General features: G+C 64.3%; 14 protein-coding genes. 5 read left to right on the forward strand and 9 right to left on the reverse strand.

Annotated elements, in window-relative coordinates:
- Nucleotides 1-16: 16 nt before the first annotated feature.
- Nucleotides 17-988: an aliphatic sulfonate ABC transporter substrate-binding protein gene (locus BGP85_RS03810; RefSeq protein WP_103447600.1), complete on the reverse strand. Its 972-nt coding sequence runs from the start codon at nt 986-988 to the stop codon at nt 17-19.
- Between the two features lie 192 nt (nt 989-1,180).
- Between BGP85_RS03810 and BGP85_RS03815 the strand changes: the two genes are divergently transcribed.
- Nucleotides 1,181-2,059: a hypothetical protein gene (locus BGP85_RS03815; RefSeq protein WP_103447599.1), complete on the forward strand. Its 879-nt coding sequence runs from the start codon at nt 1,181-1,183 to the stop codon at nt 2,057-2,059.
- Between the two features lie 121 nt (nt 2,060-2,180).
- Here BGP85_RS03815 and BGP85_RS03825 read toward each other — a convergent pair whose 3' ends face one another.
- From BGP85_RS03825 to BGP85_RS03860, 8 genes are all read right to left on the reverse strand, one after another.
- On the reverse strand, nt 2,181-2,843 hold the full coding sequence (locus BGP85_RS03825) for a class I SAM-dependent methyltransferase (RefSeq protein WP_103447598.1): 663 nt from the start codon (nt 2,841-2,843) through the stop codon (nt 2,181-2,183).
- Nucleotides 2,844-2,870: 27 nt separating this feature from the next.
- A complete protein-coding gene (locus BGP85_RS03830) occupies nt 2,871-3,692 on the reverse strand; it encodes a phosphatase PAP2 family protein (protein WP_103447597.1) in 822 nt (273 codons plus the stop codon).
- A 2-nt stretch (nt 3,693-3,694) separates the two neighbouring features.
- Nucleotides 3,695-4,372, reverse strand: a complete 678-nt coding sequence (locus BGP85_RS03835) for a lipopolysaccharide core heptose(II)-phosphate phosphatase PmrG (protein WP_103447596.1) — start codon at nt 4,370-4,372, stop codon at nt 3,695-3,697.
- Nucleotides 4,373-4,585: 213 nt separating this feature from the next.
- Nucleotides 4,586-5,791, reverse strand: a complete 1,206-nt coding sequence (locus tag BGP85_RS03840) for an MFS transporter (RefSeq protein WP_103447595.1) — start codon at nt 5,789-5,791, stop codon at nt 4,586-4,588.
- A 72-nt stretch (nt 5,792-5,863) separates the two neighbouring features.
- The gene (locus BGP85_RS03845) at nt 5,864-6,910 is read right to left on the reverse strand and encodes a heme-dependent oxidative N-demethylase family protein (protein WP_103447594.1); all 1,047 of its coding nucleotides are present in this window, start codon (nt 6,908-6,910) and stop codon (nt 5,864-5,866) included.
- Between the two features lie 17 nt (nt 6,911-6,927).
- The gene (locus BGP85_RS03850) at nt 6,928-7,896 is read right to left on the reverse strand and encodes a PDR/VanB family oxidoreductase (RefSeq protein WP_103447593.1); all 969 of its coding nucleotides are present in this window, start codon (nt 7,894-7,896) and stop codon (nt 6,928-6,930) included.
- Nucleotides 7,893-8,498, reverse strand: a complete 606-nt coding sequence (locus BGP85_RS03855; protein ID WP_103447592.1) for a dimethylamine monooxygenase subunit DmmA family protein — start codon at nt 8,496-8,498, stop codon at nt 7,893-7,895. The genes BGP85_RS03850 and BGP85_RS03855 overlap by 4 nt, the downstream gene beginning before the upstream one ends.
- A gap of 142 nt (nt 8,499-8,640) precedes the next feature.
- Entirely contained in the window at nt 8,641-10,065 is a 1,425-nt protein-coding gene (locus BGP85_RS03860) for a gamma-aminobutyraldehyde dehydrogenase (RefSeq protein ID WP_103447591.1), read from the reverse strand.
- Nucleotides 10,066-10,281: 216 nt separating this feature from the next.
- Between BGP85_RS03860 and BGP85_RS03865 the strand changes: the two genes are divergently transcribed.
- From BGP85_RS03865 to BGP85_RS29790, 4 genes are all read left to right on the forward strand, one after another.
- Complete coding sequence (locus BGP85_RS03865; protein ID WP_103447590.1) at nt 10,282-11,031, forward strand: FadR/GntR family transcriptional regulator; 750 nt, start codon at nt 10,282-10,284, stop codon at nt 11,029-11,031.
- 42 nt (nt 11,032-11,073) lie between these two features.
- Nucleotides 11,074-11,820 carry a PDC sensor domain-containing protein gene (locus tag BGP85_RS03870; RefSeq protein WP_103447589.1) on the forward strand — a complete coding sequence of 249 codons (747 nt, stop codon included), beginning with the start codon at nt 11,074-11,076 and terminating at the stop codon, nt 11,818-11,820.
- A 547-nt stretch (nt 11,821-12,367) separates the two neighbouring features.
- Nucleotides 12,368-13,570, forward strand: coding sequence for an MFS transporter (locus BGP85_RS03875; RefSeq protein WP_103447588.1), 1,203 nt, complete (start codon nt 12,368-12,370; stop codon nt 13,568-13,570).
- A 129-nt stretch (nt 13,571-13,699) separates the two neighbouring features.
- Entirely contained in the window at nt 13,700-15,865 is a 2,166-nt protein-coding gene (locus BGP85_RS29790) for a methyl-accepting chemotaxis protein (protein WP_103447587.1), read from the forward strand.
- Nucleotides 15,866-15,869: the final 4 nt, after the last annotated feature.

The raw sequence follows: 15,869 nt of genomic DNA on the forward strand, positions 1-15,869 counted from the left end.
TGCCTTCACTCCCTGGTCACGGCAATACAGAGGCCGGGTAGACGGCGTCGGCGACCTGCAACTTGTGCGGGATCAGGCCCAGGCCCTGGAAGGTATCGGCCAGCTTCTGCTGCTCGGCGACGATCTGCGGGGTGATAGCCACGGCGTTATAGTTGCGCCGTTCGCTGGCCACCTCCAGCACATTGGCGCTGATGCCCAGTTGCGGTGCCAGCAGCGCGGCGACTTCAGCGGGCTTGGCGTTGGCCCACTGGCTGACCTTGCCCAGCTCGCTGAAGAAGGTCTTCAGCAGGTCGCGGTGCTGGTCGGCGAAAGCGGCGGTGGACAGGTAGAAGGTGCGGTTGTTGGTCAGGCCGCTGCCATCGCGCAGGTTCTTCAGGCCTGGCTGGCTTTCGGCCGCTGCGAGGAACGGGTCCCACAAGGTCACGGCCTGCACGCTGCCCGATTGCAGGGCGGCGACGGCATCGGCGGCATTGTTGACGTAGGCCGGGGTGATGTCCTGATAGCTCAGGCCGGCCTGCTCAAGGGCCACCGCCAGCAGGTATTGGGCGTTCCAGCCGCGGCCGGTGGCCACGCGCTTGCCTTTGAGGTCCTGCACTGCGGTGAGTTGATCCTGCTCGCGCACCACCAGGCCGATGCCGCGTGGGTAAGGTTGTTCGGCGGCCAGGTAGACCACCGGCTTGCCGGCAGCCTGGGCGAATACCGATGGCGCGTCGGCAGCGTGGCCCAGGTCGATGGCGCCGGTACTCAGCGCTTCGAGCAGTTGCGGGCCGGCGGCGAACTCGTGCCAGCTGACTCTCACACCCTGGGGCGCCAGGGCCTTTTCCAGTGCGCCACTGCCTTTGAGGATGTTGATGCTATTGAATTTCTGATAACCGATGCGCAGAGTCTTGGTGTCTTCGGCCAAGGCGCTGGACCAAGGCAGCAGGCTACTGGCGACGGTCGCCAGCAGGCCGCCGATGAGCAGGCGGCGAAAAGGGGAGAAGGGCATGGGCGTCGCTCCTTGAACAGGGTGGGAAACGGTGTACCCAGCCTAAGGAGGTGACGTTTGGCTTTCAATTTTTTAATTCCATTTGGTTAGATCATTTTCTTATTTTTATATCCTTTTGTGTTTGTGTCGTCTGATGACGACATTTCCAAATCCTCTTGCTAGGATTCGGGCCAACTTCAAGGAGCCCCGTTCATGCCCATCCTGCGCCGGCGCAGCACCCGTGTCGCCCTGACTGTCACCACCGGACTGGTGGCCGCCACCCTGGGCTTTTTCGCCTGGCAATCGTTCTACCCGGTGCAGGCCGCCAGTGGCTGGCGTGTCGAGGTGCTGCACCGCGACGTGGCCAAGGCCGCTTCGTTGCTGCCCCAGGCCGACGGCAGCCTGCTGGTCAGCCGTGAGCTGGATGACGGCAAAGGCAGCATTCTCAAGATCACTGCCAGCGGCGACCGCGTGGTGCTGATCGACAACCTGTCCAAGCCCGACGGCATGGTCGCGGCGCAAGGTGGCTGGGTGTTCAGCCAGGAAGGCGGCCAAGCGCCGGTCAGCCTGTCCCGCGATGGCCAGGTCACCCACCTGTTCGATGGCAACAGCGTGCAGGGCTTGTGGAACGACGGCGATCATCTGTATGCCATCGAAGACCGCAAGGGCAATGGGCGGCTGATGCGTTATGACTGGGCCATCGGCCAGCTCGAGGTGCTGCGTTCGGGGCTGACCGAAACCGAAGGCCTGACCCGCTGCGCCGACGGCCGCCTGCTGTACACCGAGAAGGGCACCGGCATCGTTCGTGCGTTGTCCGACGACGGTAAGGACCCGGCGGTGGTCGAGGGCCTGCGCCATCCCACCTTCCTGATGTGCGACCAGCGCGGCCTGTGGATCAGCGAAGACAACACCCACCGCGCGCGCCTGCTGCGGGTGGAAGCCGATGGCACCCAGCACGTGGTGCTGACCTTCCTCAAGGCACCGCAGTCGATCATCGCCGATGGCAAGGGTGGCTACCTGCTCGCCGAAGGCGGGCGCAATCGCGTGCTGCAGCTGACCCCGCCTGCCGACGAAGCCACTGCCCAGCGTTAACTGGGCAGGCGGCGCTGCTGATGGCGCGGGTCGCACCGATGCGTGCCACCAAGCCGAAGTACAGCACATAGGTGGTGGCGCTCATCACACTGCTGCTGAGCGCAAGGTCTGGCCCGGCAGGCTACCCGGCAACCATCAGCAGCGACTGCGGCACCTCGCTCTGCGGATGCTGCGGCTCCTGCAGGCTCAGCAACCTGAACCCCGCCATGTCCAGGGCATTCAGCCAGGTGGCCAAGGTCCGGAAGTACCACGGCATCGGCCGCCATTCCCCGGTAAAGCCGGCAAACGACTCTTCGCGCCAGCCGTCCTGATAGTCCCCGCCTGCCACGCTCCAGGGGTGCAGGGTCTGGATCACCAGCACGCCACCGGGCGTCAGCAGGGCTTTCATGGCCGTCAGCAAGGGGATGATGTCTTGGTGCAGCAGGGCGAAATTGGCGCAGATCAGCTCATAGCCGCTGCCGATATTCACCTCACCTGCGACCAACTGCGCATAGCTGGCCTGGTGCACGTGCGGCGAGCCTGCGGCCCGCGAAGCCTCGACCAGCGCGGCGTCGCCATCCACGCCGGTCACCTCGATGCCGCGATCGGCCAGCGCCCGTAGCAACCAGCCTTCGCCGCAGCCTAGGTCCAGCACCCGCTCGGGCTGGCGACCGAGGATCGCCAGCAGGATCGCCTGGTCGGTGACCTGCCGGCGGCTCTCGATGGCGCCGCCACGTACCGCGTCTATCCAGGCCCGGGCGTTGTGTTGCCAGCTTTGCCGGAGGGCGTCTTCGAGCGTGGGCATGTCGGTGTTCCTGAGCAGTGGGACTGCTCAAGCATAGGCGTTCGCCGACCTCTTGTCCGAAGGGGCCCGGGCGGGAGCCTGAAGCGCCTCGCGTCCGTAGAAGCCCAGCGCAGTGGCCCAGGTGGTCAACCATACGAAAATCCCGGCCCAGAAAGTATGGGACATGTAGTGCCAGCCTTGCAGCACGCGGGTGGTGCCATAGACGAAGCCGATCAGCAGGATGGCCACCAGCAGCTTGCGCGCATGCTGCCAGCGGTAACGCAGTGCCACGAAGTACAGCGCCAGCAGGGTGAAACCGCTGGAGGCGTGGCCGCCCGGCCAGCAACGACCTTCACCCGCCTTGCTGAACCAGCGGAAATTCTCGTACCACTCCATGTGCGCCTCGGGGCCGCCATAGAGGGTGGTCTCCACCGGGCAATACACGCTGGTGTGGCTTTTCAGGTAATGAATGACCGTGGTGCTCAAGGCAAATGCCACCACCACGAACAGGAAGTCGCGGCGATGACGGCTGGTAAAGCGCAGTACCGGGCTGATCCTGGCGGCATTCAGACCGCGGGTGATCAGCGCGTCGGGGTGGTTGGCCAGACGGGGCCAGATGAACGACAGCAGCGCGCCGATGATCGCCGCCTCGCCGGTCCAGTTCGGCAGGATGCGCGGCCATTTGTGGGTCACTTTTTCGAACAGCTGGTCATGCAGCAGCGGGAATTGCCCACTGACCGGGTCGAGCAGCAGGTTACTGATCCAGCGGTCCAGCGTGGTGAGGTCGAACAGCAGGAACGTGATCGCGGCGAGCAACAGCGGCAATAGCAAGTTGTTGACGTAGAACGTGGTGCGTGAAGAAACGGGCATGCTTACTTCCCTGTGCTGCTGTTGAGTGTCTGCCATTGGTTGGCGTTGAGTTGCCCGAGCAAGTGTGCATTGCCGTTGCTGTCTTTGCTGACGAACAGTGCACTGGCATAGCCGGCAACCCGTTCGCCGCCAGCTACGTGCAGCTGGCGTTCGAGGTGGTCGATGCAGCCGCTGTGGGTGACCAGCACCAGGTTGTGGCCCTCGCGCTTGTGCGCCAGGGCGGCGTTGGCAAAGGTGCTGTCACAGCGCGCCAGCCAGTCCTGGGTTTCGATGGCCTTGCCGAAGACGAACGAGGCCGTCTGCTGGGTGCGGACTTCCGGGCTGCTGAGGATATCGGCATTGGCCAGGCCCAGGCGGCGGATGCCGTCGCCGACGGCGGCTGCGGCCTGGCTGCCGTCCACGGTGATGCCGGCAGGGTCGCCAAGGCAGGCATGGTTGGAGCGGTCGCAGCGTTCGGCATGGCGGATCAGAACAATCACCTTGCCGCTGTTCCAGGCGCTGTAGACGCCCTGGTCGCTCATCAATTGTGAGCTGCCCAGGTTGGTGACATGCGTACGCATCACGTGCCAGAGGCCGAACGCCGTGAAGGCCAGCATCAACGCCAGCAGCCAGACAACAGGCTGTTTACGGCGTTTCTGGCGCGCAAGACGCGGGTGCGTCGCAATAACATTTTCCAGCATGCTGCCACTCCGAGGACAAGGCTGGCTGCACCTTATCCTCGGCTTTGTGGCCCAATAGTGAAGTGGATGTGAAAATTGTCTTATCCCTAGCCGATCTGGGTGGCATCGGTCAGGTTGCGCTCGGCGTCGAGCCGTTCATTGATGTGGGCGCGTAGCGAGAGCGCTTCGGCCACGCCCCCAACGGCGAACACCTAAGAGCCGACGCTCAAATCATCAAACCCCCACAGCAACGGCCCCAATGGCAGGCTCCCGCCGAATACTGGCCAGCGGCACCGCCACCAGCAGCAAGGTCAGCACCACCGTCACGCCGATACCCCAGGCCGCCAGGCTGAAGCCACCGAGCGAAATCAACCCGCCGGAAATCGCCGGGCCCACCGCCAGCCCGAGGCTGAGGAAGCTACCGGCGGCAGCCACCACGCGGCCCTCGCGGTCCAGCGCTGCAGCCAGCCCGGTGAGGTAGCTGAGGGCGTAGAAGTAGGTGATGCAGATGGTCATCACCCCGGCGGTGTACAGGGTCTTGGAGTGCTCGCCCAGCACATAGCTGAGGCTGGTTGCGCCGGTCAGCAGAATCGCCAGGATCACTGGCGTGCTCATGCCGAAGCGCTTGCCGACCATGGCTGCGATCAGCGGCCCGATCAGGCCGACGAACGACTGGAACGACAACAGCACGCCCAGTTCATCGCCGCTGTAGCCGACCATGGTGCCGATTCGTTCGACGAAGGCCCAGCCCATGGTGTCGCGGGCCTGGAACACGAACATCGCCAGCATCATGCAGATCGCCGGCAGGCTCAGCAGGATATTGCCTGCCCCTGGCTGGCCGGCAGGCGCCTGGATTGAAGGTTCGGCAAGCGGTGCGCGCTGGACCATCGCCGGGATGGCCAGCAGCATCACCGCCATGGTCGCCGCCATCGCGTAGTACAGGCCGTGCAGGCCTTGGGCAGCCATGACCTTGGCGTAACCCAGCATCACCACGATCATCAGCACCACCGACAGCACGTTCATGTGCCCGGCGACCCGGTCCGGGTGCTTGGCGCTGGACACGGCGGCGTTGCCACAGGCCAGTGCCAGGCCGGCGCCGATACCCGCAATACAGCGTACTGCCGCGAGTGCATAGAGGCTGTCGACATTGGCGCTGATCAGGTTGGCGACAATCGCCAGCAGGGTACCGGCCAGCGCCAGGGTGCGCCGCGGTGCGCGGCCCATGAACGGGGCGACCAGCAGCGAGGCGAGCATGGTGAAGCCGAACTCGGCCGACATCAGCAGCCCGGCCTGGGCTTCGTTGAGTTGCAGATCGTGAATGATGGCGCTGATCAGGAACGGCAAAGCCCACAGCCCGAGCAGGCCGACGCCGTAGGCAGACGCGGCGGCGGAGAACACCAGGCTCCAGCTCTCGGGCAAGCAGTGTTTTATTGTTTTCATTGGGGTAACCCCTGAATGGCAGGCACGGCATTGGGTAGACGCGCGCAGGTTTAGGCGCGCGCAGGGTACGGGTTACTGCTGGCTTTCGTCGACCGGGGTGCCGTCGTCGTACTGCGACAGCCAGCTGACCATGGCATCGCGGTAGCGGGTGAAGCCCTTGTAGTCGACCAGTTCCTGGTCCAGGTCGCGGATCACCCGATGCATGCGCTTGGCCCACTGCGGCGCGAACTCGGCCAGTTCCTGCAGGCTGACCAGGTAGGTCCGCACCGGGAACAGCACGGCGTTGCTGCGTGGCAGGCGGTGCAGGGGCTGCAGCTCGATGCGCAGGTTGACCCGTTCACCGGCGTTTTCGGCGGTCACGGTGGTGCGGTCCGGGGCCCAGTCGGGCAGAGTTTCGGCGGAGGTTTCCAGGCGCGGGTCGACAGTGATCGACCAGTTGGTGCGGCGCACCGGGTGGCCTGGGCGCAGGCGCAGGAGGAACTTCAGCGCGCGCTGCAGGATGCCCATTTCATGCAGCTTGGGCACCGGGCCGTGGAACTCCATGAAGCTCATGCCGAGGTTGAAGCGCAGCGAGTAGTCGGCGCGCTGGGTCGCCATGCCGGCGCCCATCACCAGGGTGTCGTCACGCTCTTCGAGAAGAATGAACTCGCCCTGGGCCTGGCGGGTGATGTATTCCATCGGCTCCATCGGCAAGGTGCTGGCATCGCCGAAGGTGAAGGTCTGGTCGATCTGCAGCGGGCGGTTGATCCAGTGCCACTGGCTGCCTTTCTTCTCCAGGGTGAAGTGTTCGGGGTAGTCGCGCGAGTACGACTCCATCAGCAGCTCCAGCAGGTCCCACTGGGCTTCCATCATGTGCGGCAGGGCGGCGTAGTGCACGCCCGGCTGACTGTCGAGGGTGTGCGCACGGTGGTGGCACTCGGAGATGTAGTGCTCGTCGATGTCGAACTGCCCGCGCAGCGCGCCGGTGCCGAACGGCACGTGCGGCTCGACGTTCATCGAGTACATGTACTGGTCTTCCGGGTACGGGAAGGGCAGGCGCAGCACGGCTTCGCGGCTGTTCTTGTAGGTGTGGCCCTGGCCTGCGTCGGCGTAGGATTCGATCGGCTTGAATACGGTCATGTTGTTGTTTTCCTGTTTCAGAGGTCTACGACCAGGCGGCTGCAGTTGGCGCGGGATACGCAGGGCATGAATTTGCGTTTGCTCAGCTTGTCTTCCTCGCTGAGCCAGTCATCGCGATGGTCGAGTTCGCCATCGATGTCCAGTACTTCGGTCTCGCAGTAGCCGCAGGCACCGCCGCGGCACAGGTAGGGCACCTTGTAGCCGGCCTGTTCGGCGGCCTCGAGCAGTGACTGTTCGGCTGGCACTTCGATGGTCACCCCCTGGCGTGCCAGGGTGACGCTGAACGGCTGGCCGCTGGAGCCTTGTTCGACGAAGCGCTCGTAGTGAATGTGGCTGTCGGTCCAGCCCAGTGCGCGGGCATTGTCGAGGGTGTCGTCGATCATGCTGTCCGGGCCGCAGACATACACGTGGCTGCCCAGCGGGCGATCAGCGAGGATGTGGCGGATGTCCATGCGCGCATCGACGCCTTGCACATACAGATGCACGCGCTCGCCGTAGCGTGCCTGCAGCTCCAGGCCCAGGGCGGTGTGCTCGGGGCCGCGCACGGCCAGGTGCAACTCGAAGGTGGCCTGCTTGAGTTGCAGTTCTTCCAGTTGCGAGTAGACCGGGGTGATGCCCACGCCGCCGGCAATAAACACGTGCTGGCGGGCGTGCTTGGCCAGCGGGAACAGGTTGGCGGGCTGCAGGATCTGCAGCAGGTCGCCTTCAGCGACCCGGTCATGCAGGTAGCGCGAGCCGCCCCGGCCATCGCTGACCCGGCGCACGGCAATCTGGTAGGCGCTGGAGTCGTAGGGCGAGCTCATCAGCGAGTAGGCGTTGCGGTGGGTCTTGTCGCCGTCTTCGAGCACCACCACCACGTGGCTGCCGCCGGAAAACGCCGGCAAGTGCTTGCCGGCCGGGTCGACCAGAGTGAAGCGGGTGATCTCCGGGGTGAGTGCTTCGATGCGGGCGACGCGCACGCTGAGGGTGCCGTTGTGGGTATTCATGTGTCGAGCTCCTCGGCTGCTGGCAGTTCGCCCGGGACTTCGCCATCGGCCTTGATGCCCTGGAAGGCGGCCAGGCGGCGGGAATAGTGGTCGCGTACCACCAGGTCGAGCTGGCAACCAGGGCAGCTGAACACGCGCTGGGTGACGTTCTCGGTGTAGGTGTCGCAGTGCGCGCACCACACACGGCGGACCAGGGTGCCGCTGTGTTCGCGCAGGACTTCGTCCCGGTTCAGGTCAACCGCGTTGGCGGCTTGCATGGCGGTGCCGATGAAGCTTTCCGAGCCGCTGAGGTACAGGCGCGTACCCATGTGGGCCTGGCCCAGGCGTTCGCGCAGGGCGGCGATCAGCGCCTGGTTGCTGGGGAACACGTCCAGCCCGGCCGCTTCTGCGGCTTGCAGCGCCTGCAGGTGATCGTGGCCGGAGAATGACTCGGTGGAGTAGAGCAGGGTGCTGTGGGCACGCTGCGCGGGGGACATGTCCGCGATCAGGCGCAGCATAGCCGCGCCGCCGCTGCCCTGGCCCGCGATCAGGTGGCGCAGGCCGCCTGACATGGGCCGCAGCTGGTCGTAGACCGGGCGGCTTTTGATGCCGGTGATAAGCATGGTGACACACCTCGTAAGCCCGAACCCCCGGCCTGTGCCGGAAGGTAAAGTTGGCGGCTGTTTTCAGGCTCGGGCATGGGTGGAAGCAGAACCCATGCCATATTGCCTATGGTTTTATATGTTTTATGACCAAAGTCGACAATCAGTGCTTGAACATCACGTGGCGCACGCAGGTGTAGTCCTCCAGGCCGTACATCGACATGTCCTTGCCGTAGCCGGACTGTTTCATGCCGCCGTGGGGCATCTCGCTGACCAGCATGAAGTGCGTGTTGACCCAGGTGCAGCCATATTGCAGGCGTGCAGCCAGGCGGTTGGCGCGGCCGACGTCGCGGGTCCATACCGAAGAGGCGAGGCCGTAGTCGGAATCGTTGGCGAAGGCCAGGGCTTGGGCTTCGTCGGTAAACGGGGTGATGCTGACCACCGGACCGAATACTTCGCGCTGGACGATCTCGTCGTCCTGGCGGGCATCGGCCAGTACGGTCGGCGCGAAGAAGAAGCCGTCGCCCGCACCCCGATGGCCGCCAGTGATCAGGCGGATGTGCGGCTGGGCCTTGGCGCGCTCGACGAAACCTTCGACGCGCTCCAGGTGCTCGCGGGTTATCAGCGGTCCGAGCTCGGTTTCAGGGTCGTCCTGCAGGCCCATGCGCAGGCTGGCCACGGCTTCGCCCAGCTTGCTCACGAACTGCTCGTAGACGCCTTGCTGCACATACAGGCGGCAGGCCGCGGTGCAGTCCTGGCCGGCGTTGTAGAAACCGAACGCACGGATGCCTTCGACGGCGGCATCGATGTCGGCGTCGTCGAAGATCAGTACCGGCGCCTTGCCGCCCAGCTCCATGTGGGTGCGTTTCACGCTGCTGGCGGTGCTGGCGATGATCCGTGCACCGGTGGCCACGGATCCGGTCAGCGACACCAAGCGCACCTTGGGGTGGTTGACCAGCGGTTCGCCAACGCTCGGGCCACGGCCGAACAAGATGTTGACCACACCGGCAGGGAACAGCTCGGCCATGATCTCTCCCAGCGCCAGGGCGGTCAGCGGGGTTTGCTCGGAGGGCTTGAGCACCACGCAGTTGCCGGCGGCCAGCGCGGGGGCGAGCTTCCAGGCGACCATCATCAGTGGGTAGTTCCATGGCGCGATGGAGGCGATTACGCCGAGCGGGTCACGGCGAATCATCGAGGTGTGCCCCGGCAGGTACTCGCCGCCGGCCGAGCCAGACAGGCAGCGGCTGGCGCCGGCAAAGAAGCGGAACACGTCGGCGATGGCCGGGATTTCGTCGTTCAGTGCGGCCTGGTAAGGCTTGCCGCAGTTCTGCGACTCCAGGCGGGCGAGGCGGGCGGCTTCGGCTTCGATGCGATCAGCCAGCTTGAGCAGCAACTGGGCGCGATCCTTGGGTGCGGTCTGCGACCAGCCGACGAAGGCCCGGTCGGCGGCCTGCACCGCAGCATCCACCTGGGCAGCGCTGGCTTCGGCGATAGTCACCAGCACTGTGCCTTCGGACGGGTTGTACACGGCGTACGGACTACCTTGCCCGTCGACCAACTGGCCGTTGATCAGGAGTTTGGTTTGCATGGCGGATTCCTTGGTCGGTCTTATTGGTAGAAATCTAAACCTATGAAACCATATCTTAATATTTTTAGTTTGCCAACCACTGCGAAAATCGACTTCCAGGCGGTAGAATGGCCCGTCAATCGGTACCGGGCGCTGCCCCGTTCGCTATAAGATGCGAAACTGAACCTTTTAGCCGAGGCCCGCGCCAGGCCTGGCAATGCTCGATAGGGAGAGGCAATGACTGCCCTGAATAGTGCTCGTAACACCGCCTTCATCCGGTTGCGCCAGGAAGGGCGAACCGATGAAGTGGCGCGCCGCCTGGTGGAGGCGATCGAGCTGGGGATGTTCGCCGAGGGGCAGCAACTGCCCAGTGAATCGGAACTGGCCCTGCAGTTGGGCGTCGCCACGGTGACCTTGCGTGAAGCACTGGTGGTGCTGCGCCAACGCGGCTTGATCGAGACCCGCCGCGGGCGCAATGGCGGCAGCTTTGTCTGCGCCCCGGTGGAGTTGCCCGAAGCGCTGCTGTTGCAACGCCTGCGTGACATGAGCGGCCCCGATCTGCGCGACCTCGGTGATGAACAAACGGCCATTTCCGGCACGGCAGCGCGCCTGGCCGCCAAGCGCAGCTCGCCAGAGCAGCAGGCACGTATCGCCCAGCATATCGAAACCCTCAGCCAGGCCGGTTCGCGTCTGGCCCGGCACCGCGCCGATGCACGTTTTCATATCGAAGTGGCCGCCGCTGCCCAGTCGCTACGCCTGACCAGCGCTGAAATGCGCCTGCAGTCGGAAGTTGGTGAACTGCTGTGGATGGAGGCCGCTGGCGGCGGTGACGTGACGGTGGTCGAACACGAGCACCGGGCCATTCTCGAAGCGCTGGTCGCCGGTGACGCGGTGCTGGCTGGCGCCTTGGCCGAAGCCCATGTCAGCCGTGGCATCAAGCGCCTGATCAGCCTGCGTCTGGAACTGCTGGCCGACGGGCAGGACTGAGCCGTCCATAACAACAAAGCTGTACCTGCGTGAGGTAATGCCATGTTTGCCCTGAGCGACAACGACCCGCTGTCAGCCTGTGCCCAGCAGCTGGACCACACCCTGGGGACCATCTTCGGCCAGGTTCGCCAGCTGGTGGAAGAAACCCGAGCGCTATGGGAGCGAGTGCTGGCCGAGGGCCGCCAGCCTTGCGCCAAGGACCTCGCGACCCTGCGCCCGGCCATCGACCAGCAATTGCTCACCACCGGTGCCTTTGGCTGTGGCGGTGGCATCATCGTCGAGCCCAACGGCCTGGCCGACCGCGAGATGCACCTGGAATGGTGGTACCTGGCCGACGGCGGCAAGACCCTGCCGCTGCGGCCGAACTTCGACCGGCGCCGCGAGAACTACTACGACTACACCGAGATGCCCTGGTACAGCCGGCCGATGAAGACTGGCAAGAGTGTGGTCGAAGGGCCGTACGTGGACCTGTACGGCACCAACATGTACGTGCTCACCTTCACCATGCCGATCGAAGTGCACGGCCGCTTTATCGGCGTGGCCGGGCTGGACCTGTCGCTGCACAACGTCGAGCGCCTGTTGGTGCGCAGCTTGATGCGTCTTGAGCATGAGGCGGTGCTGATCTCGGCGGACGGGCGAGTGATTGCTTCGAACACGGCGAACTGGATGGTCGGTGACCTGGCCCAGGCTTTGTTGAACACCTTGCCGCGTGATGGCATTCGCCTGGCGTTGGCCGAGTCCGAGGCGGGGTGGTCGCTGGTGCGGTTGCCGGTGCTCAGGCGCAGGTGATCAATTGCCTCATCCGGCCTCTTCGCGGATAAACCCGCTCCCACAGGATGAACTGCGCCCCATTTGTTGGACAGTCTGTGATTAGGCTGCTGCAGCCTGACTCCTGTATGCCACGGGAGTCAGGCCGCCCAGCCCCATCTTGATTCGATCAAAGGCATGGATGGCTGAAAGTTTGAACTGCTTGGTGTGCTTGCTCACGTAAAACGCCCCTGAGGTTGGATTTTTTGTCCAACATCAGGGGCGCAGTTCAGGATCGCCTATGCCTTGTGGCTTGTGCAGTACCCGCGAAGAGGCCGGCCCAGGTTTCACAAGGCCTTGCGCATGAACACCCGGGCATAGGCCACCTGGACCAGCTCCATGATCGCCTCGATGTCAGCACGTTCTGCCCTGCGAAGAGTAAGGTCTGGGTTCAAGTTGAAGCCTCCGGAAGTTCGCCTGAGCTTAATAGGTATGAGTCTGCAACGCTTCACTCCGCTGCTTTCATATCCAAATGCCGATCACCCCGTGATAAAAACCGGACACTCGACAAAAACAAACGGAATACCTGATGTCCGCCAGTCACCCGCCTGCCAATGGACTATTCGCCACCTTCTGCCTGAGCAGTTACCTGCTTTCGCTGTCTTACGGCAGCACCTTCCTGCTGGCAATGACGCTGCGCGCACACGGTGCCAGCGAAGCCGATGCTGGCTCGGTGATCTCCGTCGCCATGCTCAGCACCTTCCTGGCCGTGATCTTCTCCGGCCACCTGACCGACCTGATTGGTGCACCCAAGGCCGTGGCCGGTGGCGCGGTGTTTCTTGCCGCGGCCTGCCTGGGCTTTGCCGCCGCCCCCGGGTTCGGCATAGCCATCCTGTTGTGTGGCCTGCTGCTGGGCTTCGGCTGGGGCCTGTTCTACACGCTGGGGCCGATCATCGTGGCGATGCTCATCGAGCCGGCACGGCGGGTCAGATACTTTGCCTTGCTCTCGGGCAGCATGATGACCGGTATCGGCACCGGTCCGCTGCTGGGGCGTGCGGCGCAGGTGCTGGGTTACCCGGTGGAGGCGGCCTTCGTCGCCGCAGCCGGGGCGAGCCTGCTGGGTGGCGTGATGTTCCTGCTGATGGGGCCGCGCATGCAGCAGCTGAAAACCGGCGCCGTCGCGGTGTGCAAGATCACCCCGGCAGCCACGCGTGCGGTGCTGTCTTCCAAGGCGGCCTTTGCCATCCTCATGGTTGGCCTGGGTGGCGCGATCTTCGGTGGGCTGTCGAGCTTCCAGACCTCGTACGCCAGCGCCAGGCACCTGGACTACTCGCTGTTCTTCCTCGGTTTCATGTCGGCTGCGATTTCCTGCCGGCTGCTCATTGCCGGTTTCATCGTCAAGCGCGACCCATACCGCATGGCCTGCCTGCTGACGGCGTTGATGGTGCTGTCGGTGCTGATGTTCATGTACGGCGTCGACAGTGCGGCGGCCTATTTGCTGGCGGCAGTGGTACTGGGCGTCGGCTATGGCCTGACCTATTCGGTGATCAATGGCCTGGCGGCCAACGAAGCACCGAGCGGGCACACAGCGCAGTCGCTGGTCCTGTTCAGCCTGGCCTATTTCGTTGGCGTGTTCGGTTTTCCATTCCTGGCCGGCAAGGTCATCGTCCAGGCAGGCATGCCGGCGCTATTGCAGCTTCTGCTGGTGATTGCCCTGGCCAACTGGTCGATCACCTTCGGCCGCCTGGTTTGGCGGCGAAGGAGCAGTCGCCCTGTGATGGGGCGTGCATGAACAGGCGCACCCTGCTGGTGCGTTTGCGGGGAGCGTCGAAACCTGGAAAGCGCGAATAGTTAGCTTGCATACGAGTTGGCGTGCAACTTGCTGTCATTTTGCCATCCGATGTCGCGTATGGTGAAAACAATGTCGCTTTCTAGCAGTTCCATGCAGTTGTCATCGAGCGAGAAGGGTTGGCTGCCCTGGTTCGGCAAAACCGGCAAGTTCAGCATGGGCTGGGCCTGCCGCCTCAATCGCGCGCACTACCCGGTGATCGAACAGACCTTCGAAGCCATCGCCCAGACCCGCGTGCAATTGCTGCACAACTGGGCCCGGCAGCAGTGGGAGCATCTGGCGGAACTTGCGCAGCACATGGCATCAGGCTGCAGCGAGGCCGACCGGTCGCTTTTGCTCGACAAGCTGGTACAGGCGGAAGACTTTTCCGAGCTGTGCGTGATCGACACCGCTGGTAACGTGATCGTCTCTACCTGGGCCAAGCGCGGCAATTCGCGAATCGACCAGATGCAGGCATTGGCCCTGGGCCTGAAGGCGCCGTTCTTGCACGGACCCTACAGCGACCCGCAGACGCTGCAGATCGGCCCGTCATCGTCGCGTTTCCACGATGAGGTGACGCTGATGTTCTACCAGCCGCTCAAGCGCGATGGCAAAACCGTCGGCTGCCTGTGCGGGCGGGTGCCTAACGATGTGTTGGGCGACCTGATCCAGCGTGAGGCCGGGCATATCTTTGCCGAGTCCGGCGACAACTACCTGTTCATGGCGCAATCGCGCTTCGACCAAAGCATACAGCCAGGCACTGCCTTGTCCCGTTCGCGTTTCGAGGACGGCACCTTCACCCATGGCGAGAACCTCAAGAGCGGCGTGCACACGCCCTGGAGCACGGTGCAGATCCAGCGCCACACCGAGCTGGAACTGCGCTTCACCGACCCGTCCACGCGCGAGCTGCACCCCGGTGTGCGGGAAACCATCCGTAACGGCGCCAACCTGTTCGTGACCTACCCAGGCTACTCGGACTATCGCCATGTGCCGGTGGTCGGCAAGGGCGTCACGTTCCAGATGCCCGGCTCGCCAGACCGCTGGGGGATGATGTGCGAAGCCGACCTGGAAGAAGTCTACCGCCGCCGCTCGCTCAGCTACGGGCTGATGAAGCCCTACGTGGCAACCATGGCCGGGCTGTTCGGCTGCAACTACCTGGTGCAGCACTACGCCGGTTTGCCACAGGGGTTGACCGATACCCTCGAAGCGCTCGGCATGCTCGCCGCCACATTGCTGTTCAGCGTGCTCGGGCCCAAGCGGCTGGCCGCACGCCTGAACGGCATGAGCGGCGTGCTGCGCACCATCGCCGAGGGCGAAGGCAACCTGCGTCAGCGCCTGGACACCAGTGCCATGGGCAATGACGAGAGCGGTGACATGGCGCGCTGGATCAACAGTTTCATCGACCGCCTGGATGCGGTGGTGGGGCAGGTGGTCAAGGCCAGCCGCACGGTGGGTGCGACCAACCAGATGATGCTGGGCCGCAGCCAGGAGGCGAGCGTGACGTCCGCCGACGTGGCCGACGCGGTGCATCAGATGATGATCATCATGGAGGAACAGTTGGGCGAACTGCAGCAGGCTGCGGTCAGCGCCGAACAGATGAAGCAGGCTATGGACGAGGTGGTCAGCCGCGCCCGCGAGCAGTTCCTGGCGGTGCAGGCGGGTACCCAGTCGATTCGCGACGTGGTGGCGCGCTCGTCGTCCAGCGTGCAGTTGCTCGACAACCGCATGGGCCAGATCGGCAACATCACCGGGCTGATCAGCGACATCACCAACCAGACCAACCTGCTGGCCCTGAATGCCGCCATCGAGGCGGCGCGTGCCGGCGAGCATGGCCGTGGTTTCGCGGTGGTGGCCGACGAGGTGCGCAGCCTGGCGGCGCGCACCTCGCGTGCCGCCGATGACATCCGGCACATGGTCGAAGGCCTGCAAGGCGAAACGCAGCAGGCCGTAAGCTTCATGGAGGCCGGCGTGGAGGATGTCGATAACAGCCTGCGCCTGGCTGAGGATGCCTCGTCGGAGAACGTGCAGCTGCATCAGGCGGTCGAGGCAATGTTCGCGATCATCCAACAGCTCAACCGGCGCAGCGTGGAATACGGCAAGACCATCGAGCAGGTCAACCAGTCCTCCGGCGAGATGCGCCAGACGGCGGTGGTGTTGCAAAGCAGTGCCGAGACGGTGAAGGTCAATGCCAGCAAGCTGCAGAAGCTGGTCGGGCAGTTCGAGGTCAGCAGTGATGACGGGCGTGCGGCGGCGGCATGAGTAG

Origin of the sequence: Pseudomonas putida (assembly GCF_002906855.1) — a bacterium.
GTDB lineage: Bacteria > Pseudomonadota > Gammaproteobacteria > Pseudomonadales > Pseudomonadaceae > Aquipseudomonas > Aquipseudomonas putida_N.

Bases quoted from the DNA above. Each gene is read 5' to 3' on its own strand.
- BGP85_RS03825 (WP_103447598.1), bottom strand. From the start codon at position 2,843: ATGCCCACGCTCGAAGACGCCCTCCGGCAAAGCTGGCAACACAACGCC.
- BGP85_RS03840 (WP_103447595.1), bottom strand. From the start codon at position 5,791: ATGAAAACAATAAAACACTGCTTGCCCGAGAGCTGGAGCCTGGTGTTC.
- BGP85_RS03850 (WP_103447593.1), bottom strand. From the start codon at position 7,896: ATGAATACCCACAACGGCACCCTCAGCGTGCGCGTCGCCCGCATCGAA.
- BGP85_RS03855 (WP_103447592.1), bottom strand. From the start codon at position 8,498: ATGCTTATCACCGGCATCAAAAGCCGCCCGGTCTACGACCAGCTGCGG.
- BGP85_RS03830 (WP_103447597.1), bottom strand. From the start codon at position 3,692: ATGCCCGTTTCTTCACGCACCACGTTCTACGTCAACAACTTGCTATTG.
- BGP85_RS29790 (WP_103447587.1), top strand. From the start codon at position 13,700: ATGTCGCTTTCTAGCAGTTCCATGCAGTTGTCATCGAGCGAGAAGGGT.
- BGP85_RS03845 (WP_103447594.1), bottom strand. From the start codon at position 6,910: ATGACCGTATTCAAGCCGATCGAATCCTACGCCGACGCAGGCCAGGGC.
- BGP85_RS03865 (WP_103447590.1), top strand. From the start codon at position 10,282: ATGACTGCCCTGAATAGTGCTCGTAACACCGCCTTCATCCGGTTGCGC.
- BGP85_RS03870 (WP_103447589.1), top strand. From the start codon at position 11,074: ATGTTTGCCCTGAGCGACAACGACCCGCTGTCAGCCTGTGCCCAGCAG.
- BGP85_RS03875 (WP_103447588.1), top strand. From the start codon at position 12,368: ATGTCCGCCAGTCACCCGCCTGCCAATGGACTATTCGCCACCTTCTGC.
- BGP85_RS03860 (WP_103447591.1), bottom strand. From the start codon at position 10,065: ATGCAAACCAAACTCCTGATCAACGGCCAGTTGGTCGACGGGCAAGGT.
- BGP85_RS03815 (WP_103447599.1), top strand. From the start codon at position 1,181: ATGCCCATCCTGCGCCGGCGCAGCACCCGTGTCGCCCTGACTGTCACC.
- BGP85_RS03835 (WP_103447596.1), bottom strand. From the start codon at position 4,372: ATGCTGGAAAATGTTATTGCGACGCACCCGCGTCTTGCGCGCCAGAAA.
- BGP85_RS03810 (WP_103447600.1), bottom strand. From the start codon at position 988: ATGCCCTTCTCCCCTTTTCGCCGCCTGCTCATCGGCGGCCTGCTGGCG.